This is a genomic window from Arthrobacter sp. D2-10 (genome assembly GCF_054161285.1).
Genome location: NZ_CP096431.1, coordinates 3272220 through 3292950, shown reverse-complemented (window position 1 = coordinate 3292950; position 20731 = coordinate 3272220). Strand labels below are relative to the sequence as shown.

Annotated in this window: 22 protein-coding genes; 6 read left to right on the top strand and 16 right to left on the bottom strand. The window is 63.5% G+C overall.

The genetic code is table 11. The annotated features are described in order from the left end of the window. Nucleotides 1-6 precede the first annotated feature (6 nt). A complete protein-coding gene (locus M1D74_RS15395; RefSeq protein WP_458115874.1) occupies nt 7-969 on the bottom strand; it encodes a GlxA family transcriptional regulator in 963 nt (320 codons plus the stop codon). A 130-nt stretch (nt 970-1099) separates the two neighbouring features. Between M1D74_RS15395 and M1D74_RS15390 the strand changes: the two genes are divergently transcribed. Then, a complete protein-coding gene (locus M1D74_RS15390; protein ID WP_458115873.1) occupies nt 1100-1732 on the top strand; it encodes an isochorismatase family protein in 633 nt (210 codons plus the stop codon). Further along, nucleotides 1729-2811, top strand: coding sequence for an LLM class flavin-dependent oxidoreductase (locus M1D74_RS15385; protein WP_458115872.1), 1083 nt, complete (start codon nt 1729-1731; stop codon nt 2809-2811). The genes M1D74_RS15390 and M1D74_RS15385 overlap by 4 nt, the downstream gene beginning before the upstream one ends. Nucleotides 2812-2816: 5 nt before the next feature. Here M1D74_RS15385 and M1D74_RS15380 read toward each other — a convergent pair whose 3' ends face one another. The 8 genes from M1D74_RS15380 to M1D74_RS15345 all read right to left on the bottom strand — a co-directional run bounded on the left by M1D74_RS15380 (nt 2817) and on the right by M1D74_RS15345 (nt 9595). Then, on the bottom strand, nt 2817-3155 hold the full coding sequence (locus M1D74_RS15380; protein WP_309070252.1) for a DUF6504 family protein: 339 nt from the start codon (nt 3153-3155) through the stop codon (nt 2817-2819). Between the two features lie 73 nt (nt 3156-3228). Beyond that, on the bottom strand, nt 3229-3432 hold the full coding sequence (locus M1D74_RS15375; protein ID WP_309070251.1) for a hypothetical protein: 204 nt from the start codon (nt 3430-3432) through the stop codon (nt 3229-3231). Between the two features lie 3 nt (nt 3433-3435). After that, the gene (locus tag M1D74_RS15370) at nt 3436-4140 is read right to left on the bottom strand and encodes a hypothetical protein (RefSeq protein WP_458115871.1); all 705 of its coding nucleotides are present in this window, start codon (nt 4138-4140) and stop codon (nt 3436-3438) included. Next, nucleotides 4137-5768: a RecQ family ATP-dependent DNA helicase gene (locus M1D74_RS15365; RefSeq protein WP_458115870.1), complete on the bottom strand. Its 1632-nt coding sequence runs from the start codon at nt 5766-5768 to the stop codon at nt 4137-4139. Before M1D74_RS15365 ends, M1D74_RS15370 begins: the two co-directional genes overlap by 4 nt. Next, entirely contained in the window at nt 5765-6502 is a 738-nt protein-coding gene (locus M1D74_RS15360) for a hypothetical protein (RefSeq protein WP_458115869.1), read from the bottom strand. The genes M1D74_RS15365 and M1D74_RS15360 overlap by 4 nt, the downstream gene beginning before the upstream one ends. A 14-nt stretch (nt 6503-6516) precedes the next feature. Then, a complete protein-coding gene (locus M1D74_RS15355; protein WP_458115868.1) occupies nt 6517-7851 on the bottom strand; it encodes an APC family permease in 1335 nt (444 codons plus the stop codon). 50 nt (nt 7852-7901) lie between these two features. Further along, nucleotides 7902-9017 (bottom strand): AI-2E family transporter, encoded by a 1116-nt coding sequence (locus tag M1D74_RS15350; RefSeq protein ID WP_309070246.1) that lies wholly within the window; start codon nt 9015-9017, stop codon nt 7902-7904. A 98-nt stretch (nt 9018-9115) separates the two neighbouring features. Further along, nucleotides 9116-9595: a nucleoside deaminase gene (locus M1D74_RS15345; RefSeq protein WP_458115867.1), complete on the bottom strand. Its 480-nt coding sequence runs from the start codon at nt 9593-9595 to the stop codon at nt 9116-9118. A gap of 76 nt (nt 9596-9671) precedes the next feature. Between M1D74_RS15345 and M1D74_RS15340 the strand changes: the two genes are divergently transcribed. The 3 genes from M1D74_RS15340 (at nt 9672) to M1D74_RS15330 (ending at nt 12297) form a co-directional block, all read left to right on the top strand. Continuing rightward, complete coding sequence (locus tag M1D74_RS15340; RefSeq protein WP_458115866.1) at nt 9672-10427, top strand: MerR family transcriptional regulator; 756 nt, start codon at nt 9672-9674, stop codon at nt 10425-10427. A gap of 71 nt (nt 10428-10498) precedes the next feature. Continuing rightward, on the top strand, nt 10499-11578 hold the full coding sequence (locus tag M1D74_RS15335) for a PLP-dependent cysteine synthase family protein (RefSeq protein ID WP_458115865.1): 1080 nt from the start codon (nt 10499-10501) through the stop codon (nt 11576-11578). 74 nt (nt 11579-11652) lie between these two features. Then, entirely contained in the window at nt 11653-12297 is a 645-nt protein-coding gene (locus M1D74_RS15330; RefSeq protein WP_309123825.1) for a dihydrofolate reductase family protein, read from the top strand. Here the strand turns inward: M1D74_RS15330 and M1D74_RS15325 are convergent, their stop codons facing one another. Then, on the bottom strand, nt 12298-13050 hold the full coding sequence (locus M1D74_RS15325) for a hypothetical protein (RefSeq protein WP_458115864.1): 753 nt from the start codon (nt 13048-13050) through the stop codon (nt 12298-12300). A 170-nt stretch (nt 13051-13220) separates the two neighbouring features. On the opposite strand from M1D74_RS15325, the gene M1D74_RS15320 reads away from it, so the two are divergent. Then, nucleotides 13221-14051, top strand: coding sequence for a DUF1206 domain-containing protein (locus tag M1D74_RS15320; RefSeq protein ID WP_309070240.1), 831 nt, complete (start codon nt 13221-13223; stop codon nt 14049-14051). 14 nt (nt 14052-14065) lie between these two features. Here M1D74_RS15320 and M1D74_RS15315 read toward each other — a convergent pair whose 3' ends face one another. From M1D74_RS15315 to M1D74_RS15290, 6 genes are read right to left on the bottom strand one after another with little or no spacing between them, the layout of a single operon-like run. Beyond that, nucleotides 14066-14971, bottom strand: coding sequence for a phosphodiesterase (locus M1D74_RS15315; RefSeq protein ID WP_309070239.1), 906 nt, complete (start codon nt 14969-14971; stop codon nt 14066-14068). Between the two features lie 5 nt (nt 14972-14976). Then, entirely contained in the window at nt 14977-16113 is a 1137-nt protein-coding gene (locus tag M1D74_RS15310; RefSeq protein ID WP_309070238.1) for a glycosyltransferase, read from the bottom strand. After that, nucleotides 16103-17440 (bottom strand): family 1 glycosylhydrolase, encoded by a 1338-nt coding sequence (locus M1D74_RS15305; RefSeq protein WP_458115863.1) that lies wholly within the window; start codon nt 17438-17440, stop codon nt 16103-16105. The genes M1D74_RS15310 and M1D74_RS15305 overlap by 11 nt, the downstream gene beginning before the upstream one ends. Further along, nucleotides 17421-17633 carry a DUF6752 domain-containing protein gene (locus M1D74_RS15300; RefSeq protein WP_309070236.1) on the bottom strand — a complete coding sequence of 71 codons (213 nt, stop codon included), beginning with the start codon at nt 17631-17633 and terminating at the stop codon, nt 17421-17423. Before M1D74_RS15300 ends, M1D74_RS15305 begins: the two co-directional genes overlap by 20 nt. Next, entirely contained in the window at nt 17630-19132 is a 1503-nt protein-coding gene (locus M1D74_RS15295; protein ID WP_458115862.1) for a class I SAM-dependent methyltransferase, read from the bottom strand. The genes M1D74_RS15300 and M1D74_RS15295 overlap by 4 nt, the downstream gene beginning before the upstream one ends. 44 nt (nt 19133-19176) lie before the next feature. Further along, nucleotides 19177-20676, bottom strand: coding sequence for an SDR family NAD(P)-dependent oxidoreductase (locus tag M1D74_RS15290; RefSeq protein WP_458115861.1), 1500 nt, complete (start codon nt 20674-20676; stop codon nt 19177-19179). Nucleotides 20677-20731 lie beyond the last annotated feature (55 nt).

Sequence of the window (20731 nt, the reverse complement as noted above, 5' to 3'; positions counted from 1 at the left end):
CTTCTATCAACGCGTCGTCGGACCAGGACGCGTGGTGAACCGGCGTCTGTATTCGGTAGGAGTGGTGGAGAAGGCCGCTCCGAAGTTCTGCCGGAAGGTCACGGCATTGCCGAAGCCGCAGTCGGCCGCGATCTGGTCTATGGACAAGTCCGAGGTCTCCAGGAGTCTCCTGGCGGCATCGAGCCGATGGCTGCGAATCCAGCCTGCCGGTGTTGCCCCGGTCTTCGCGCGGAACGCGCGGACGAAGGTTCGGCGGCTCATGTGTGCCTGGTCAGCCAGGCGCTCTACTGTAAGCGGTTCACGAAGATTGGCCAGCGACCATTCAAGTACGCGTGCGATGGGATCGTCACCGGCCCGCTCCGGGACAGGGTGCTCGATGTACTGCGCCTGTCCACCCTCGCGGTGTGGAGCGACGACCAGACTGCGCGCCACCTGATTGGCAGCGTCCGCTCCCAATCGGTCCCGCACGATATGCAGGCATGCGTCCAGCCCCGATGCGGTTCCCGCTGACGTGAGGACGTCGCCGTGGTCGATGTACAGCACGGATTGGTCGAGGGAGATATCCGGGTGCCGGTCAGCCAGGGTCGTGAATGCCTGCCAATGGGTAACGGCACGGCGTCCGGCGAGAAGGCCCGCGTCGGCGACGGCGATCGCTCCGAGGCACAGTCCGAGGACTGCGGTGTTGCGCTCATGAGCGCTCTGCAGCGCTGAACGCAGACCACCGCTGAGCGGGCGGCCGTCGTCGAACCAGGAGGGCACCACCACTACGTCAGCGTCCTCGGCGACCTCGGGTCCCTGCACGCCTCCCAATTCGTAACCCTCGGCAGTGCGGACCGAGCCGGGGCGATCCGAGAAAAGCACTGTGGTCCAGTCGGCGAGCCCCTGCCGGGTGACCTCATCGAACACCATCTGCGGGACGGCGAGATGGAACATCGTCACACCATGGAAGGCGTAAACAGCGATACGCATGTAGGGCTCCATTCTTTGGCCTAAATCCATCGTACATGTGCCGTTGTGCCACTGTCGGCCCTCGGCGCTTGCCGGGACGATTGATTCATGGCCATCAGGCCGGTTACCTCTACCCGGGAGATTGTGAACTATGGCTACTCCGCGCCGCGCCCTCGTCCTCGTTGATGTTCAGCAGCAGTATTTCGGCGGCATCTTTGAGATCCAGTACCCTCCGCATGAAGAATCTCTGCCGCGAGTCGCAGCGGCAATCGACACCGCCACCGCGGCGGGCATGCCAATCGCGGTCATTCAGCACACCGCCGGTGAGGGTGCTCCCGTCTTCGCGCCCGGTTCTCCTGAATTCGAACTGCACCCCGAAGTCGAGAGCCGGCGGACGGGTGAGTGGAAGAGCGTCGTGAAGCAGTACGGCTCTGTGTACGCCGGTACCGACCTGACCGACTGGCTCCGCCAGAACGACGTCGACACAGTCACCCTTGTCGGATACATGACGAATAACTGCATCCTGGGCTCGGCCGTTGAGGCTGAAGCGATTGGGTTCACCACCGAAGTGCTTTCTGACGCCACCGGGGCGATCAACCTCGCCAACGACGCCGGCTTCGTCGATGCGAAGACGGTGCACACCACCCTGCTCACCCTGTTGAATTCGAACTGGGCTCAGGTGGGCACCACCGATGCCTGGATCAGTGCCGTCAACGCGCAGGAAGCGCTGCAGGGAAGCGACCTGGGTAGTTCTGCCGTGGCTGGGGCTGAGCGCGCTTCGTGAACCATACACACTTCTCGGGCACCGCACCTTTCGCGCTGTCCGTCCTCGACAATGCCCTCACCGGTGTGGGCTACTCCGCGGGGGAGACACTCGCCGATGTAGTTGCGTTGGCGAAGCTGGCGGACGAGCGGGGTTACCGACGGTTCTGGATGTCTGAGCACCACGCCATGCCCGGAGCTTCCATTTCGTCACCACAGCTCATGGTGGCGCGCCTCATCGGAGAAACGCAGCGAATAAGACTGGGAGCGGGCGGGATCATGCTTCCCAACCATGTACCGCTGGTCATCGCAGAGCAGGTTGGCATGCTGAGCGCGCTTGCACCCGGGCGGATCGACCTCGGCTTGGGGCGAGCGCCCGGTACGGACGCGGGAACAGCCGCCGCGCTGCGCCGCCACCACGCGGCCAACGATGCGTTCCCTGAACAGATTGCCGAGCTCCTTGGATTTCTGAACAACGACTTCCCGCAGGACCACCCCTACCGGAATGTTCCGGCGGTGCCTGGACCATGGCAGGCCGAGCAGAACCGGCTCCCCGGCGAGACGACTACCGCTGACCTCTGGCTCCTTGGATCCTCAGTCTATTCAGCACGGTTGGCTGCCGAACTCGGTCGACCCTATGCCTTCGCACTTCAATTCGGGCGCGCCGATGTACTCAACGCCCTGCGCATCTACCGGGAGAACTTCCGCCCGTCGAGGTGCCTCGCTGAACCCTATAGCTTGGTCAGCGTCGGAGTGATTGCTGACGAAGACCCAGTCGAGGCGCGCCGCCAATCTGCGACGTTGGCCATGGCGATGCTCAGGATGTTCCAGCGCAAGACCTTTTCCGTGCTTCCCCCTGAGGAAGTCGAACTTTTCCGCGCCAGCACGCAGGAACAAGCGATCCTCGATGAGTACACCGATCAGACGCTGCACGGGACACCGGAGCAGGTGGCAAAAAGCCTCGAGGAGCTCCACGCTCACACTCGCGTCGACGAAATCATGCTTGTCATTCAGGGGCACTCCCGCCGTGCCCAATCACGCACTCTGGAACTGGTGGCCGACCACTACAGCATGAGTACCACCGGGGCGACCAGCCTGTAACCGCATCACCCCGCACCGAGGTTCGTGATGCGCACCAGACGCCAGCCCTCCCATCGCGGGTCGCTGCAGATATCGAAAACAAGGATGGGGGACGCCGGTCCCGTCTGCGCCCGGAAGCGCCAGTACTGCAGCGTCATGACGCTGCCTTGCCCCATTTTTCCGGCCTGGCCCGGTTCCCACCAACTCCGGGAACTGGTCCAGTGCATGGGCTCCCCGAGCACCTGCCAGATGCTCGCCCGCCAGCGAAGCGCCAGGGGTGCGCCCCTGGAGGTGAAACGTACGTCAGCCTCCTCATTGAGGGACCGCGAACCCGGCTGGACCTCTTCGATGTGCTGCGCCGTCATAACCCTTCACCTTCTTCAGTGCCGGGTTTAAAACTAGAACAGATTTTCGATTAAGTCATCCGGGTGAGCCCGCTCAGCCCTCCTGCTCACGGCGGTTCAGCTCGAGGTTGACTTCCTCAAGCCGTGCTTCGGTTTCGGGCTCTGGGAAGCCCTCCGCGTATTCGGCCTCAAGCTCCCGGTGGATCCGGCTGTTGAGCACTTCCACCTCGACGTCGTCCAGGACGGTCAGGTCTTCCGGGAAGGGGTCTTCCGGGGAAATCTTGTGGTTGGTTTCCATGGATCACTTTCGGGGCTGAGCGGTGTTCTTCTCCGAAGTGTAGCCATGCTGTGTTTCCTGCGCGAGAGCGTATGACGGAACCCGCAGTTCCCGAGCCCATGTGTAGGAGCTGAGGCCTGCTGGAGGTTGTCCTATCGGGTCGAACCGGGGGTCCCGGTGTTGATCGTCACACACCCTCAGCCGTAGAGTGCCGGAGCGGGTCCAGGGACCGCGCAGCCGGCTGTAATGCAGGCCCCACTGGAGTTCGCCGTCGTAGGAGCGAAGCTCGGAAAGGGTCCTGAGGTCCGGGCCAGGGCCCTCCCGGCGCACGGCCAGCAAGACTGGCCCGCCGCTTCCGCGGAATGGCATCAGTGAGGTGAACGGTCCGTCCACTACCGAGCGACGCGGAAGGATCATGAAGCGCCCGGGCACCCCGCCTCCGGTCGTGGACAGCAACACATCGGCCTCACCGATACGCAAAGCCAGGCCGACGACGTCGGGCAGGGCATCCGGCAGTCCCACTGAGCGGGAGACGCGCGCAAGAACCTGCTCCTCATCGGAATTGTCCAGCCATTCCTCGCCGCTGAAGACCCGCGAATGGGTAAGGGTGCCCTCGAGCAACACGCCGTGGGAGTGAATCGGCCGGTGCGGCCTGAACACCTTCATCCCGGCGAAGACCGCTTTCAACCCGCGTCCTCCCGCCCTTGATAGCACGGGCAGGGCTTTCACGAGTGCACCTCTTTCAGCAGCTTCTTCTCTTCAACGAGCGGTACGGATAATGACTTGTAGCCGTGCTCCTCGAACAGTACGGTGACGACGTCGTTTTCGTAGCCCATGACCACGCCCTCGCCCCACTCCCCGTGGCGCACGGTGCTCTGCAGCGCGAAGGGCTGGTTTTCGACCTCTTCGTGGTGATCGGCGGAGCGGCCGGTGTCGCAGTTGTCGCAGGCATCGCACAGGCCTTCGCGCTCCTCGCCGAAGTAGCCGAGCAGGAACCGGCGACGGCACCCCCGGTACTCGGCGTACTGCCGCGCCATCTCCACCCGTGAGCGGTCCACCTCCTGCCGCCGCTTGCGATGCTCGACGACGTCGGCAATCACCTGGTCCGCGTCATCTGCTGCAGCCCGATACTTCCCGCTGCGCTCTCGGACAGCCCCCACCTCAAGCAGTTGATTCAGCAGTCCCGACAGCTTCCGCTGAGTCAGTCCGGTTGCTTCCCGGATGCCCGCGGCATCAAGAGAGCCATCGGCCGACCGGAGCGCAGCGAGCAGTTCGCGGAGGCCATCCTCCTGCACGCTCTTGGCTGCGAAGAACCGCCGGATCCCGAGATCCTCCTGGCGATAATGCAGCACGACGTCGGCAGGATCCCCGTCTCGCCCCGCCCGACCCACTTCCTGGTAGTAGCTGTCGAGAGAATCTGGAATGTCGGAATGGATGACGAACCGTACGTCGGGCTTGTCGATGCCCATGCCGAACGCGGTGGTAGCCACCACGACGTCCAGTTCACCGGCGTGGAATGCGTCATGCAATGCCGTTCGCTCAGATTTCTTCCGTCCTGAGTGGTACGCATCAGCACGCAGGCCCGCATCCCTCAGCTCCTGTGCGTATTCGTCCGTCTGCCGGCGCGTGGCGGTGTACAGCAGTCCCTGGCCTTCACGCGAGGTCACCTGCTCAAGGACTGCGTGCTTCTTGTCCCGCTCCGACTCGTGCTGGTGAACGCTGAGGTGCAGGTTCGGTCGATCGAAACCTTCCGCGATGACGAGTGCGTCGTCGAGCTTCAGCCTTTCGAGGATTTCCTGCCGAACAGGGGGTGAGGCTGTTGCGGTCAGTGCGATAACCGGCCGCTTGAGCCGCCGCACGAGGGAACCCAGCTGAAGGTAATCCGGCCGGAAGTCGTGACCCCAGGCGGAGACGCAGTGGGCTTCGTCGATGACGAGGAATGACACGTCCAGGGCCTTGAGCCGCTCGCTTACCTCTTCCCGTGCCAGTTGCTCCGGCGCGAGGAACAGGAACTTGGCGCGACGCTCTTCGTCGGAGTCCTCGGCGGCTGCCCATGCTTCGTCGACCTCGGCGTCGGACGCTGTCGAGTTCAGCACGTACGCGCGAACTTCGCCGAGCGCCTCGTTGATGGCTTCCACCTGGTCCCGCTGCAGCGAGATCAACGGCGAAACGACGACGGCGACTCCCGGAACTGACATGGCCGCCACCTGATAGATGGCCGATTTGCCATAGCCGGTGGGGAGGACGCAGAGGACATTCCTGCCGTCGTCGGCCGCGTTCAGTGCCTTGCGTTGTCCCGGAAGAAGGGAGTCCCAGCCGAAGAGTTCCCGCGCTGTCTGATCGAGTTTCGGATTCATTCTGCAACCGCCGTAATGAGAGCAAGAAGGATTGAGTAGATGATGAGGCCACCAAGGAACCAGGGGAAGCTTGATCCGCGGTTCGACGGCAACTCCTCCCGAAAAACGTTCAGGAGTACCGATCCGCCGAGCAACGCTGTGAGGATGGCAACCACCACTGTGCTTGTCGGCGCAAAGACCGCCGACAACAGCCAACCAAGAAGCAGCGCGCCCGCAAGAACGAGCCGGCCGCTCGACGCGAACCGGTGCGGGTAGTGCTCCTCAAGATGGCGGTCCGTGAGCACGAAGTGGAGACCCATCGCGATGGCAAAAAGGATCGCGAACAGATAACCAGTCTCGACGCGCAGAGCCATCGTGTAGGTGATGAGCGTGTTGTAGAAGGCAAAAGCACCGAGGTGAACCCAGTAGGCTCCTGCGGAATCGCGGCGTCCGCGTCTCCGTCGGGTGGTCGCGAGGCGGTCCAGACCGTAGAAGACAGTAAAGCCGGTGAGAGCCACGACGAAGATCCCCAGGTCGAAAAGCGGGGTGACCTCAATGGTGTCTTCGAGCAGGTCGCCGACCGCCTCGTTGCCCTCGGCGATTTCCGGCAGCAGGTGTAGGAAGACGTAGGCAACCGCGAGTCCTCCCGCAAACGAACCAGTTACACCCTCGGGTACGAGGGGCAGCTTGCGGATCCGTGGAGCGGCCAGGTGCAATCCGGCCAGCACCAGAGCGATGACCAGGGATCCCGTCAAAGCAAGGCCCACAGCTACCGCGTCTCAGCCCGCTGGCCGGCGTTGGTCCGCTTTGAGACGACGGTGCTGATGACGTAGAGGACAACACCTACACCGATCAGAATCGCTGCGCGCAGCCAGATCTCCGCCGACTGCTGGGTGAGGAGCACCAGGCAGGAAGCGACACCCAGGTAGGGGATCACCGTCGGGATGCGGAAATGCTGGTGCTCCACCCGGTCCCGGCGGAGCACCAGGACCGCGACGTTCGTGCTGATGAACACGAAGAGCAGGAGCAGGACGACTGTCTCGGCCAGCGAAGCAAGGTCACCTGTGAGGGTCAGTGCCATGGCGATCGCCGTCGTCGCAATGATGGCCACCCACGGAGTGCGGCGGTTGGGTAGCACCTTACTGAGTACCGAGGGCAGGAGCCCTTCCTCGGCCATGCCGAAGGTCAGCCGGCTCGCCATGATCATGGTCAGCAGTGCGCCGTTGGCGACAGCGACGAGGGCGATCAAACTGAACAGCCACGGCGGGATGCCGAAGCCTGTGGCGTTGACAACGTCGAGGAGGGGCGCGGTGGACCCTGCGAGGTCCTCGGCGGGCAGCGCGGCCGCGGATACCAGGCCGATCAGTAGGTACACGGCGCCTGCGGTGGCGAGGGCTCCGAATAGGGCTTTCGGATACACGCGGGCCGGATTGCGTACTTCCTCCGCGACATTCGCCGACACCTCGAAGCCCACGAAGGAGTAGTAGGCGATGAGAGACGCTCCCAGGACGGCAACTGCCGGATTGGCGTTGGCCGGGAACTGTGAGATTTGCTCGGGATTGCCATTGCCCTGGCCGAGGAAGACAGCCACCAGGACGATGACCAGCACCAGTCCGGAAACCTCGATGACAGTCATCACCACGTTGGAGCGGACTGACTCCTTGATGCCGCGGGCATTCAGCAACGCCAGCAGGACAAGGAAAACGACGGCGGCCCAGGCCGGCGGCACGGCAATGAAGGCGGAGAGGTAATCACCCGTGAAGGCGAGGGCCAGGCCGGCAGCACTGGTGACCCCGGCCGCGAGCATGCAGAACCCCACCAGGAATGAGATGAACGGGGTCTTGTATGCCCGCTGGGCGAAGACCGCCGCACCGCCTGCCTTCGGGTATTTGGTCACGAGCTCCGCGTAGGAACCCGCGGTGAGGAGCGCCAGTGCCAGTGCAACAACCAGTGGCACCCAGATAGCCCCACCAACCTCAGCCGCGATGACACCGACCAGCGCGTAGACGCCGGCGCCGAGTACGTCGCCAAGGATGAACAGGTAGAGCAGCTTGCCGGAGATCCCTTGCCGGAGCTTTGAAGGGGCGGCGGTTTCGGTGGTCATCGTGTGCGTCCTACTCGGTAGTGATCCTGCAGTTTCTAGTGGTGCTCGGCTCAGGTGGGTTCGGATCCGGCCGGCGGCATGTCCGGATTCAACGGCTCCATCCTCGGGTCTTCCGCCGTCCACACCTGCAGGACCGCCCAGGTCACGGCGGCTATCGGCACGGACAGGACGGCGCCGATGATGCCGGCGAGGATGGTTCCGGCGGTCAGGGCCAGCAGGATCACCAGTGCATGAAGCCGCAGCGACTTGCCCATGACGATCGGCTGCAGTAGGTCACCTTCCAACTGGTTGACGGCGATGACGACGCCGACCACTATCAGGGCGACAATCGGGCCGTTGGCCACCAGCGCAACGAGCGCTGCCAGAACGCCGGCGATGGTGGCGCCCACCAACGGGATGAAGGCACCGATGAAGACAATCATCGCGAGCGGTATGGCCAGAGGTACACCGAGGATCAGCAGCGCGATGCCGATAGCAACGGTGTCCACCAGGGCGACGATCGCTGTTCCTCGGACGTAGCTACCGAGTACCTCGAGGGTACGGGCTCCCGAACGACGCAGTTTCTGTTCGCGCTCGCCCTTGAAGGGGCGGAGGAAGAATTCCCAGATCTTCTTGCCGTCTTTCAGGAAGAAGAAGAGGATCACCGCGGTCAGGGTGGCACCGGTAAGGAATTCCGCCACAACGGAGACACCCGAGATCGCACCCGACCGGAACTGCGCGCTCGTCGCGTAGTCGATGATCGCGGTACGTGCCTCGCCGAGTTGCTCCGGGGAGATCGGGAACGGCCCGCTCGTGAGGAAGGCCTGAAGCTCATCCAGGCCTTCGGTGGCGGCGGCGATCAGTTCATCAGCCTGGCTGCGGACCGAAAGCACGATGATCGTAATGATCCCTGAGAGAACGACCAGCAGGGCCAGGAACGCTATGGCTGTGGCGAGTGCGCCGGGCACCCCTCGGCGGCGCAGTAGATTCACGAACGGGCCTATGGCTGCCGCGAGAATCAGCGCGATGATGACGGGAATCACCAGCAGGCGGATCTGCAGCAGCCCGTAGATTGCGACCACCGCCAGAGTGAGAATCAGCAGGATCTGGGCGGCCCGGGAACCAGTGCGTCCCAGGCCGTCAGCCCACGGGCTGGAGCGGGTGCTGTGTAGGTGGGAACCTGCCATGTGTTGCCCTTCCCGAGGAATAAACCTGTATGCCGTCAAACTAATTGCTAAGCATACTGTGTATTTTCCGGGCGGCTGGAGACAGGTTGGTCCGAGCGTCAGTAGTCGATGCGGTCGGGGAGGTGAGCCCAGGCGCGGAACGGTTCGGCGCTCGCTGAGTCAGGAAGCTCCATTTGCCGCACCTGCATGGAGCGTTCTGCAACGGGTGCTTCGAAGAATTCGTAGAACACGGCGTCGTCGAATCCTGCCTTGGCTGCATCATGCCGATCGGCCGCGAAGGAAATGCTCTCGACGCGCGCCCAGAGTGCGGCCGCCAGGCATAGGGGGCACGGCTCGCAACTGGTGTAGAGAGTGCAGCCCGTCAGGTCGAACGTACCGAGGGATGAACACGCGTTCCTGATCGCCATCACTTCGGCGTGGGCGGTTGGATCATTGTTTGCCGTCACCCGGTTGGCGCCCTCGAAAGCACGCCCGTCCGGGGTGACGATGAGGGCACCGAAGGGGCCACCGCCGTCGTACACATTCTGGGTTGCGAGGGCTATGGCGCGGGCGAGGAACTGCTCCTCCATAGTGCTCATGCTGGAACCCTACCCCTGGCTGTTGACCTTGACGCTACGTCAACCTATACGGTGAACAAACAAGGCAGGAGGGCACATGGACCGCTCGATACAGGACGTAGCGAGGCTGGTGGGAACCACGAGCCGCACGCTGCGGCACTATGACCGGCTGGGGCTGTTGCGCCCGTCGCGGGTGGGCAGCAACGGCTACCGCTATTACGACGACGACGCCCTGGTGCGTCTGCAACGGATCCTCCTGCTGCGCGGCCTGGGGTTGGGGCTACCTGCTATCACGAAAGTGCTGAACCGGGAAGCTGAGCCTGCTCGCGCCCTCCGGAAGCACCTGGAGCTGCTGAGACAGGAACAGGAGCGGCTGGCGCGGCAGATCGCGTCGGTTTCACTGACCATCGACCAACTGGAAGGAGGTGAACAACTCATGGCAGAAAACATGTTCGACGGTTTCGACCACACCCGGTACAAGGACGAAGTTGAGGAACGGTGGGGCGCCGAGGCGTATGCGACCGGAGATCGCTGGTGGCGAGGCATGAGCGAGGCTGAACGCACGCAGTACAAGGCGCGTACGGCGCAGCTCGGCGCTGACTGGACTGCCGCCGCGGAACAAGGGATTGCGCCTGACAGTGACGCTGCGCAGGAACTGGCACGCCGGCACTTCGAGTGGCTGTCCGGTGTCCCGGGCCTGCCCTCGTCTGACGGTCGGCCGTCGAAGGAGTACTTCGTGGGCCTCGGCGACATGTACGTCGCTGACGATCGCTTCGCAGCGAACTACGGCGGCCGGAAGGGCGCGGAGTTCGTGCGTGACGCACTGAAGGTCTTCGCTGACCACCGGCTGTAGCGGCTGCCGACGGACGACGACGGTGCTCACCCGGGCACCGCCGTCGTACCTGCCGTGGATAGTGTTCAGGTATGACGATTTCCGCTGGGGCTGACCGCTCCTGGTCCGATGAAGCGATCCGACGCATCGAAGCTGAAGGCAACCGGTCAGCAGACACGCACCTGCTGGCGCTGCCCGTGCCCGAGAGCTGGGGTATCGACGTCTACCTGAAGGACGAGTCGACCCATCGGACCGGAAGCCTGAAGCACCGGCTTGCGCGCTCGCTGTTCCTCTTCGGGCTGGTGAACGGCTGGATCCGGGAAGGAGCCACGATCGTCGAGGCGTCGAGCGGTTCTACCGCCGTGTCCGAGGCCTATTTTGCACAGCTGCTGGGGCTGCCGTTCATCGCGGTGATGACCCGCTCCACGAGTCCCGAGAAGATCACCCTGATCGAGCAGTACGGCGGGACCTGCCACTTCGTCGAGAATGCCTCGGAAGTTTACGACGCTGCAGAGCACATCGCCGCCGAAACGGGCGGACACTACATGGACCAGTTCACCTACGCCGAACGGGCCACGGACTGGCGGGGCAACAACAACATCGCCGAATCGATCTACCGGCAGATGGAGCAGGAGCGGTTCCCCGTCCCGGACTGGGTGGTGGTGGGCGCAGGGACCGGTGGAACCAGTGCCACCATCGGCAGGTACCTTCGGTATAACCGATACCCCACGCGGCTCGCTGTCGTAGACCCCGAGAACTCGGCGTTCTATCCCACCTGGGCAGGTGGGGCCGCAGCCGTCGGGAAGCCCTCGCGCATCGAGGGAATCGGACGACCGAGGCCCGAGCCGAGCTTCGTCCCGTCCGTCATCGACGCGATGATCCAGGTGCCCGATGCCGCATCGGTTGCCGCATCACGCCACCTGCTGGCATTCGCTGGAATCTCCGCTGGTCCCTCCACCGGCACCAACCTGTGGGGAGTGTGGCAGCTTGTTGCGCAGCTGAAGGCTGCCGGCCGGCGTGGGAGCATCGTGTCGCTCCTGTGCGACTCCGGCGATCGGTACGCCTGCTCCTACAACGACGACGGTTGGTTGGCCGAGCGCGGGCTGAACCCCGCCCCTGCGCTCGCCGTGCTGCGCCGATTCTTCGAGACGGGGGAGTGGCCTTCAGGCTGACCGTTGTGGATGTCGCCGGTTGCCGATAGTTTCTGGGTAGCCGCGATGCGGCTGAAGGCAATGAGGAGTCCCACATGAGCCAGCTACTCAGGGTCCAGAACTTCAACGTTTCCAGTGACGGCTTCGGCGCGGGCGAAAACCAAAGCCTGGAGCGACCGTTCGGCCACGCGGACCCCGGAGAAATGTTCGCGTGGGCAGGCGCTACGGCGAGCTGGCCGAACCGGACCGACCCCGGCGGAACGCGCGGCCTCGACGACTACTTCACGCGTGACTTCAAGAACAACATCGGGGCCGAAATCATGGGCCGCAACAAGTTCAGTCCCCACCGCGGCCCCTGGGAGAACGAGGACTGGCGGGGATGGTGGGGTGACGAGCCGCCCTTCCACACTCCGGTGTTCGTGATGACCCACTACGAGCGGCCATCCTTCACCCTCTCGGACACCACGTTCCACTTCATCAACGTCGATCCTGTCGCTGCACTGGGGAAGGCGAAAGAGGCCGCGAACGGCAAGGATGTCCGATTGGGTGGCGGAGCAACGACGATCCGGGAGTTTCTCGACGCGGACCTCGTGGACACGCTGCATGTCGCAGTGTCACCGATGAAGCTCGAATCGGGATCGCGCCTCTGGGGATCACCTGAGGAGCTTCTTGACCGTTTCCACCTCGACGTCGTGCCCAGCTCCAGCGGCGTGACGCATCACCTGTTCTGGCGGCGCTAGTCAGTCGCCTCCGCCCAGCACGTCCACATGCACGTGATCGAGATGGCGCAGGATTTCGTTGCTGGGATCAGGGGCGTCGTAATCGTGCCACTGCGCTCTGGAGAGGTGCGCGCTCCAAAACCGGTCGTCGAAGATGACGTACTGAATGTCGAGGTCCTCGGCGTGAGCGACGAGCCAGTGGGCCAGCATCCAGCCGTCGCGCCGATTGTCCTCCGACACCGGACGGAAGAAGATGTCGATGGCTCGTCCGTCATAGTGCGTCGACGCCGCTCCGTGCCCCTGACTGACGCCACCCGGGGCGTACCCGCCGAGACTCTGTTCGCCGAACACCCCAGTCATCGCCTCGAGCACCTGCTCGGCGCGTGGTGTGAGACCGCTGGCACCCAGCTGCTGTTCCTCCAGGCCGCCGGACGCTGAACCGCGGCATGCCAGGCTGGGTCCGGCGTCTTCGGCGGGCCCGTCGGTCAGCCGCTGTATCACGGCGTCGTCGATATCGGAGGTGTCCGGCGCTTCCAACCCGCGAGCCAGGAGTGCGGCGGCGGTCGTAGCCCGCTTGGCCTCGTCACGGTCGAGTCCAACCTCCCCTTCCGCGGTGTGGACGGTGCATTCCGGAAGCCCCAGTGACAAGCTGCCCCCGCTGGGTAAACCGGACACCACGAGCACTGCAGCCGACGCGAGTACCGCGAGCAGCAGGAGCATCACGAACAACCCGACGCGGCGTCGTCGGCCGCCATTGGGGTTGTCGTTGATCATCAGGAGTGGTCCTTCCAGCAGTAAGAGCGGAGGGGACTGGTGAAAGTTAAAACGACAGCTGGTGCGGTGAGTTCCCCGGTGGGCCCTGTGCCACCCCTGCACTCAGGGTTCGCACCAAGAAACTTCCTGCCGCTGTACCCTGAAATACTCAGGGCACTACAGGAGCGGTGATGTCAACGGACGAGAATTCTCGGGCACGGGAGGCCGCGGACGTCGCGGAAGAGGTGTCGGACCATAAGGCGCTCGACGTCGTCGCCCGCTTCGGGTTCGCTGTTCTCGCTATAGTGCATGTGCTCATCGGAATCATCGCTTTGCAGATCGCGTTCGGGGGAAACGGCGAGGCGGAGCCTACGGGGGCGCTGGAACGCCTGGCTGGGGGGACCCTCGGCCCGTGGACCATGTGGGCGTGCGCCGTCGGCTGTTTCGGGCTGGCTGTCTGGCAGTTCAGCGAGGCTACCCTGCGGGCCCGTCACCTTCCGACCGGGGAACAGATCTCGAAGACAATCTCGTCAGGGTCGCTGAGCATCATCTACGGCAGTATGGCCTTCACCTTCGCGAGATTCGCGTTCGGCGGCAAGGCTGACTCGAGTGAATCCACGCGTGACTTCACTGCGGCGATGATGGGTTCGCCCTTCGGGGTCTTCGTGATCCTCGCGGTGGGCGGGACCGTGTTCGGCATTGGGGTGTACTTCGTTTTCAAGGGGATCCTGCGCAAGTTCCGGCCTGAGCTCCGTCACTTCGAGGACACGCGGCGGGGTGCTCTCATCGAGATACTCGGCGTGATCGGCCACGTTGCAAAGGGCCTCGCTCTCATCCTCGTGGGAGTTTTGTTCGTGGCCGCGGTGGTCACCCATGATCCGGAACGGTCCACCGGGCTGGACGGCAGCCTGAAGGCGTTGACCGATCACCCGTTCGGCATGCCGCTGCTCATCTCGATCGCCGTCGGCCTGATTTGTTACGGTGCTTTCGCGCTGGTGCGCTCGAAGTTCGGGCGGATGTGACGGGAGCGCTACTGCTAGTTACCGCTGGAAACTCCGGCGCCGCGAACCCGCTCTTCGACTTCTTCTGCTGACAGGTGTGTTCCAACCGTGCTGAAAGATCCTAGCGGCGCAACCGAATTGACGATGGTTCCGGGGTAGACATGCACGAGGTTGTGGCCCTGGCCGCCATCCCACCCGCGGGCGCCGCCGTCGGGCACGTGCAGATCCTGGGTGTAGCAGGTTGCCGATGCCACGGAGACCGGGATGCCGGCGAACATCGACGAGGTCGAGACATGAAGGTGTCCGGCAAGGATGAGCCGTACGTCCGACCCTTCAATGACCCGGCGCAGACGGTCCTGGTTCCGCAGCTCCGTCAGCACCGCAAGGTTCTGGATCATCGGGATGGGAGGATGATGCATCGCAAGAATGGTGCCCTCCGGTGCGGGTGTCGCCAGTTCTGCCGCTAGCCAAGCGAGTTGTTCGGAATCGAGCGACCCATAGTGGTACCCGGGCACCGAGGTGTCCAGGGTGATGATCCGCAGTCCACCCAGCAGGTAGCTCCGGTACAACGGGGTGGCCGCAGGTGCTTCCCCCAGAAGACAGGCGCGGAGATTTTCACGGCGATCATGATTGCCCATCAGCCAGATGAGCTGAGCGCCGGTCTCTCGGGCCACCGGTTCGACGACGCTGCGCAGCTTCCGGTACGCCGCCGGCTCACCCCTGTCGGTCAGGTCCCCCGTGAGGATGAGGGCGTCCGGCCGGAGATTCGAAGCCCGGATGCTCCCAAGCAATTGCCGGAGCCGGGCCTCGCTGTCCACGGCTCCGTACAGTGGCTCGCCCCTGCCCAGGATGTGGGTGTCGCTGAGGTGAAGGAGCAGGTGTCCGGGCGGCGGGTACTCGGAGGAGAGATAAGTATCCGCAGCTCTGTTGCCGGCAGCCATGGCAGCTAAGCAGTCGCCTCGGCGGCATCGGCTTCTGAATTGGCGTTCGCAGCCGTGAACACCAGTTTCTCCATGAGCCCCGCAATACGGTCCCAGTGGTGGTGCTTCATAAGCCGCTTCAACTCGGTAGCCCGTGCCTTCCTGCCGGCCTGTCCCTGAAGGTCGACACAGGCCGCCGCAAAACCACGCGCATCATTCCTGAGCTCCACCACGCCCTCGAAATCGGCCACTACGTCGGGTACCCGGGTTGATACAACCGGAAGACCGGCCGCGAGGTACTCAAGCGTCTTCGTGGGGCTGATCGATCTGGTCGATTCGTTCAAGGCAAATGGCATCAGCGCCACATCCAGGTCAGCCATCAGGCGGGGAAGATCCTCGTAGGCCTGCTGACCCAGATAGCTGATGTTCGGCGCTTGCGGGAGATCCGCGGCGTCGATCTTGCAAATGGGGCCGATCATACGGATCTCCCAGTCCGGAAGCCGTTCGGCGAGCTCTGCCACCAGGGCGAGATCAAGTCGTTCGTCGAGGACTCCGACGTACCCGGCAGTTCGTGTGCTGCGGTCCGTGCCGGCCGCGCGGCCGGCCGCGGCGTAGTGCTCCGCAGCTACCCCGCTTGGCACGAGATGTGCGTCCTCTCTGCCCTGTTTGACGACGGACCGGTGGAGCGATCTCCCTCCAGCGAAAACGACGTCGGCTTTCCTCAGGGCCTGCCGCTGGCGCACCAGAAGCTCAGGAGCGGCATCCTTGAAGGCCGCAAGGTCATCCATGATGTCGTACACCAAAGTGGTGGGTTTGAGAGCGAGGGCGGCCTCAAGTGCAAGCGGCGTATAGATCCAGACGACCCGCTCACCCTCGGGCTCGCCGATCAGCTTCGGGAGTTGTTCCACGTAGTCGGGCATCACTTCATCGAAGAAGCCGACGTGCCTGCCCTGCTCGGGGATCTCAAGCCAGACGCGTGTGAGACCGTCGACCTCGTTGCTGTTGAGCCGATTCTCGGTGGTCCCACCCGCAGGAGTGAGCGGCTCCTCCACGAACCATGTCTTGCGCGCCGGCGCTTTGCCGAGCCTCGACACGAGTTGCTGCGGCCGCTGCCAGACCCAATCCCAGCGGAGGTGTGACAGGACAATGAGTTCACTTTGCATCGACGATCCTCAATTCCATACGTGTGGTTGTTCGGGGGAGGCTGGATCCAATATCGGTAGAGGGTGGCTCCTGCCAATTCCAGTGCGACATCTGCGGTAGATAGCCCTTGAGCCAGGCATCCACGGGTTGCTGGAACCGGTAGGCGGGAAGGTCAAGCGCTCGTGCACCGCCGGCGGCCAGCGCATACGAGGTCGCCATGACGGAGCTCCGCCGCTCGAGGTTCTCGTCCAGCCAGTAGACCCCCACGGGGTCAATATGGCCGTCACAGCGGAACAGCAGGGAATCCCAGTCGGTGGAGTCGATGACGGGGAACCAACACAGGCCTTCGAGGGGAACCCCCCGTTCCTGCGCGATCTCGCACTGTTCAAGGACGTACTTGAACCAGGTTGCGCGGTCAGAGGTGTGGCCACGGACGTTCGTCTCGGTGATCATGCAGGGAAGCCCGTAGCGCTCCCAGTACTGCCCGATCTGATCCGCCAGGGGAAGAGGCGTCGGCGTGGGGGTTGATCCTCCCGCTATGGAGAAGTTCCACTGGCAGTGAGCGTAGTAGTCCAGCCCGAGGACATCCACGAAGCCGGGGACCAGGCCCTTCAGGCGCTCGCCGCCCACCGGCTCAAGATCGCGTGCGAGCTGGCCGCCGTCGTCGTAGTCTCTGCCGAGGAAGGCATCGAGCACCAGGAAGCGGCGCTCGTTCGCCATGTCAGCGTAGGACTGGCCCGCTGCGTCCGACCCCGTGTGGAACTCGCAGGTGTCTACCCAAACGTGGCGAGCGTGGGGCAGCAGCGTGCGGTAAAGGCGGCTGGCCTCGGCTACCGCGGGCAGCACGTTCACGATCAGATCGACGAAGCCCTGCAGGCCGGAGTGATACGGCGGCCAGATAGCCTCATGGCCGCTGAGGAACAGGGTGGAGAAGGGTTCATTGAAGAGGGTGTATTCCTCGATCCACGGGTAGCGTCGAGCAAAAGCCTCCGCGTAGCGAAGGTAGGCGTCACCGAACCGTGCATCGGCGAACCCGTCGGAAAGCCAGCGGGGGTAGCTCGTGTGATGGACGAGGTCAACGATGGGGCGGAAGCCCTCGTCCCGGAGGAAGCCGAGAACCTCATCGGTCGTCGACCAGTCATAGCTGCCCTCGGTCTCCTCGACGCGATGCCACCTGACCGGGTATCGCAACCGCACAATGCCGGAGTTGCTCAGTAACCGCAGGTCCTCCCGCCACCGGAGGTCATGTTGGGTGGTTTCGAAGATGTCCCGGTCATGAGCCGGCAGGAACGTGCTTTCAAACCCGCCGATCACTTCGATGGGTCGGTTACAACGTGGCCCGGTCATGGCGGTCTCCCAACTCCTGGTAGACGACGTCGAGCAGTTCGGCTGCGCGCAGGTTCAGCCTGCGTGACTCGTCGAGGTCGGCGTCGAGGCGTGCTACTTCAGCTTTCAGCGCCTGCACTTCCAGCTGGAGGTCCGCCAGCTGGTCCATGACGTCACGGTGCGATGTCCGCTTTCCTACCCGGATCCTCTTCACCTGTTCTCCTTCCGTACGACGACGCGTCTGTGTGTCGAGCCTGCATCTGCCTCGTTCTGTGCAGCTTCTTCCTCGTCCTCGATGCTCAGCTCGTAACGATGGAGCTGCTCCTGGAAGCGATCCCAGTCAACAAGCTGGCAGCCGCTCCACCGGACTGGTTCGCCGGTGCTGCCGGTCCTGATTTCGAACAGTGCGCGACTGCCGCTGTTGTTGAGGAGATGTTTGACCAACATCAGGGTGGTGTCCCAGCCGAGCGGACTCAGCGCGTCGAAAAGGTGATTCCCGTAGACATGTACCGGGTTCGTGAATGCAGTGCACAGCTTCCGCACGTGGAGGGCGGAGCGCGCTGAGTTCAGGTTGGCCGTTTCGAAGTGAGAGGACCCTGTAGCCGGGTCTTGTTGAGCCCGCGCGTACTGGATGGCTGGGCGGCTGTAATCAATTGCCAGAACTCCGAACCCAGAGGCTGCAAGGAATCGAGCATCAGCGCCTAATCCGCACCCGAGTTCCAGGACGGTGGAGCCCTCTCCGAAAACCTGGAGAGCCTTCCGGGCAACGTCTGACTCGGTGTCGGCTGGGCCCGCGGCGATGTCCACCCTGTGGTGATCCTCCCAATTCTCCCGGTCGACATCGAAGTGGTTCAGCCACCAGTAGAACCGGCGGAATGCAGGAGGCGGGGTGACGAAGGTGAAGGTCGGATCAGGCGTCTCCCAGGTGGGCCCATAGATTGCTTCGAGGAGTTGTCCGGGCTCCGCTGGACCGGGGAGCAGGCGCCCGTTAACGGGAAGCGGCTTCAGGGGGAGAATGGTTACGCGCTCGGCACGCTCCCGTGCGTGGAAGGTGCCGTAGAACCATCCGGAACACACGAAGTAACTGAAAATGTCGATGTAAAAGCGGTCAGTGATGCTTCCGCCCGGAAACATCAACTGGAGGTGTCCGCTCGAATGGCGCACCACTTCATACCCGTGGGTTAGCAGTGTTCGTTCTATCGTGAAGCTTTCCAGGGCAACGTCGGACGGATTGCCGTGCGTGCTCAGGTAGGCGAGGTCGGCGTCGTCGTCGTTTGCCATGATTCTGCCGTTGCGGACAGGTCCCAGCAAGGTGCCGCCGGTGACGAAGAGGTCGATCCCCAGTTCGCGGCGGAGGACGCTGATCAGGTGCTCGACCTCGTCGAGGACCTCCTCGACCAGGGCAGCATCCCTTCCTTCGAAGGAGCGGGCAACGCGCCCCCACTTGTTGACCACCTGGGGGAAGCCCGTGCCTGGTTCTGTCAGGTGCAGTTCGTCGGTTGTGCCGTCAAAGGAGACGAGATGCTCTTCCACCACTCGAATACCATTGCGCTCGACGGCGAGGGCTGCGCGTCCGGCCAGCCGTTCAGCCAGTGCAGGTGGCCACTCCACAGACCAGCTGGGCGCCGCCGCAGCTTCGCTCGGCGCCTTGAAGGTCCAGATTCGCCGGCCACCAAGCAGGAGGGAAAGGGGTTCGCCGGCAGGGACGGTCACCTTAGAGACGGTCAGCCGCAGCGTGTCCGCCGTCAAGGACCCGTTCAAAGGACCGATTCCAATTCCGTGAGCAGGGGGTCTGTCTGCGGTAGGCGGACATCGAAGATCTGGCCGGTGGAGTCGGAAGCCAGCACCTGAACACTTGAGGAAGCAACGGTGGCCGCCTGCACCAGCGTGTTCTGGTCCTCCATCCCGAAAGCCTTCTCCCGCATTGGTGTGGCCGTGCGGCTGGGACTGATGCAGTTGACGCGGATGTGATCGCCACTCCATTCATCAGCCAATGCCTGGGTCAGGTTTACCAGTGCAGCCTTGGTAGCGGAGTAGACGGTGTACTTGGCGCGGCCACGGGTGTAGGAGCTGGAGGAGAAGAGCAGGAGCGAGCCCTGCGACTCCCGGAGGTAGGAGTGTGCCTCCTGCGCCACAACGAACGCCGCCATCAGGTTGACTCCGACATCATGCTGCAGCTGCTCGTCTGTCAGGGTGACCAGTTCGCCCACGGTCAGGACGCCGGCGGTGAGCACGATGTGATCTATTTTCCCGAAGCTTGCCGCTGCGGAAGCGAGTGCGCTCCGGACGGACGCCCGGTCTTCCACGAAGGTTCCGCTGCCGGTCCGGCTGTGGCACACGACGTCGGCCCCCGCCTCCTTCAGCTGCCGGGCAAGCTCAGCACCGATGCCCGAGCTTCCTCCGAGCACTACGACGGACGCGCCTCGCAGCGTCGACGTGGGTAGTGGGATCGCCCCGGGGTGCTGGTGCTTGAGCTGGAACAGCTTGTCGGCAAGGTGGATGTCGATGGGATGGGTGAGCTTGATGTTCGCTTCATGTCCGGGGACAACGAAGATCGGCACCTCCGGCTGGTACTTGAGGACCACGCTGCAGTCATCCGTTGCGGCGAAATCCGGGTCCTGCCGGGCCAGTGAGTAGGCCCGCATCAGCACCTCCCATCGGAAAGCCTGCGGTGTCTGGCCACGCCTGAGCGATGCGCGAGGGGGTACGGCCCGGATCAAGTCGTGCTCGTCCACCTCGATGATGGTGTCGGCAGAGGGAATGGCGGTGTCCACGGCAGAATAGGTGTCCAGAGCGTCGACGCAGGACGTGATGATTCCGGCGTCGAGAAGGGGGCGGACGGCGTCGTGGAAGATCACCTTCGCGTGGGGATCGGCGATCTCCTCCAGGGCAAGGAACGACGTTTCATTGCGGTCCCGGCCGCCGGCGAGGATTGCCGTGATTTTGGAGTAGTGCGCCGTCGGCAGTAGCTCTCGCGCCCGGTCGATCCAGTGCGGGTCCATCATCACCAGGACTTCGTCGATGAGCCCACAGTTCTGGAAGATCTCTGTGGTGTGCTCGAGACTCGTTTTCCCCGCGATGGGCACCAGTTGCTTTGGAATATCAAGGCCCATCCGGGTTCCGATTCCACCGGCAAGAATCACTCCGACAGTTCTGGAGCGAGCCGACGTCCGGGCGTGCATGTTCCCGCCGAGCGCTTCATTTCTATCCACCATGGTCCCACCCTGTTCCCGGTCGAGCAGCAGTTTAGTAAGCATACTGACGACCATGATGTTGCACCACGACGTGTTTACTGCCGGTTGGGGTTGAGTT

Coding starts and splice junctions, on each gene's coding strand:
- M1D74_RS15395 (WP_458115874.1), bottom strand. CDS start 969: ATGCGTATCGCTGTTTACGCCTTCCATGGTGTGACGATGTTCCATCTC.
- M1D74_RS15390 (WP_458115873.1), top strand. CDS start 1,100: ATGGCTACTCCGCGCCGCGCCCTCGTCCTCGTTGATGTTCAGCAGCAG.
- M1D74_RS15380 (WP_309070252.1), bottom strand. CDS start 3,155: ATGACGGCGCAGCACATCGAAGAGGTCCAGCCGGGTTCGCGGTCCCTC.
- M1D74_RS15375 (WP_309070251.1), bottom strand. CDS start 3,432: ATGGAAACCAACCACAAGATTTCCCCGGAAGACCCCTTCCCGGAAGAC.
- M1D74_RS15365 (WP_458115870.1), bottom strand. CDS start 5,768: ATGAATCCGAAACTCGATCAGACAGCGCGGGAACTCTTCGGCTGGGAC.
- M1D74_RS15355 (WP_458115868.1), bottom strand. CDS start 7,851: ATGACCACCGAAACCGCCGCCCCTTCAAAGCTCCGGCAAGGGATCTCC.
- M1D74_RS15350 (WP_309070246.1), bottom strand. CDS start 9,017: ATGGCAGGTTCCCACCTACACAGCACCCGCTCCAGCCCGTGGGCTGAC.
- M1D74_RS15345 (WP_458115867.1), bottom strand. CDS start 9,595: ATGAGCACTATGGAGGAGCAGTTCCTCGCCCGCGCCATAGCCCTCGCA.
- M1D74_RS15340 (WP_458115866.1), top strand. CDS start 9,672: ATGGACCGCTCGATACAGGACGTAGCGAGGCTGGTGGGAACCACGAGC.
- M1D74_RS15335 (WP_458115865.1), top strand. CDS start 10,499: ATGACGATTTCCGCTGGGGCTGACCGCTCCTGGTCCGATGAAGCGATC.
- M1D74_RS15330 (WP_309123825.1), top strand. CDS start 11,653: ATGAGCCAGCTACTCAGGGTCCAGAACTTCAACGTTTCCAGTGACGGC.
- M1D74_RS15325 (WP_458115864.1), bottom strand. CDS start 13,050: ATGATCAACGACAACCCCAATGGCGGCCGACGACGCCGCGTCGGGTTG.
- M1D74_RS15320 (WP_309070240.1), top strand. CDS start 13,221: ATGTCAACGGACGAGAATTCTCGGGCACGGGAGGCCGCGGACGTCGCG.
- M1D74_RS15315 (WP_309070239.1), bottom strand. CDS start 14,971: ATGGCTGCCGGCAACAGAGCTGCGGATACTTATCTCTCCTCCGAGTAC.
- M1D74_RS15310 (WP_309070238.1), bottom strand. CDS start 16,113: ATGCAAAGTGAACTCATTGTCCTGTCACACCTCCGCTGGGATTGGGTC.
- M1D74_RS15305 (WP_458115863.1), bottom strand. CDS start 17,440: ATGACCGGGCCACGTTGTAACCGACCCATCGAAGTGATCGGCGGGTTT.
- M1D74_RS15290 (WP_458115861.1), bottom strand. CDS start 20,676: ATGCTTACTAAACTGCTGCTCGACCGGGAACAGGGTGGGACCATGGTG.